1 protein-coding gene is annotated in these 233 nt (G+C 80.3%); it reads right to left on the bottom strand.

Features of this window, described 5'->3' with window-relative positions; genetic code table 11:
- Positions 1-233, bottom strand: a 233-nt coding sequence (locus tag KVS67_RS13385; RefSeq protein ID WP_217565586.1) for a hypothetical protein, incomplete at both ends; no start/stop codon positions are given.

Below are 233 nucleotides of genomic sequence, written 5' to 3'. Positions count from 1 at the left end.
GCCGGTGCCGGGTGCGCCGTCGTCGTGGGGGAGGGCGACCAGCCCGGACACGCCGCCGCCGGCCGCGGAGGCGAAGTCCGCCACGCCGGGCACGGTCAGGCCACGCTCCTCGGCGCCGGCCACGATCGCGCGGGCGGTCGGGTGCTCGGACCCGCGCTCGACGGCGGCCGCCAGGGTCAGCAGGACGTCGGCGGCCTGGTCCGGCGCCGGTTCGTCAACGGAAGCGCTCCGGG

The sequence above is a fragment of the Micrococcus sp. GbtcB5 genome, assembly GCF_019091605.1.
GTDB classification, from domain to species: domain Bacteria; phylum Actinomycetota; class Actinomycetes; order Actinomycetales; family Micrococcaceae; genus Micrococcus; species Micrococcus luteus.
The sequence above is the reverse complement of the archived record's forward strand: the minus strand, read 5'-3'. Positions and strand labels throughout refer to the sequence as shown.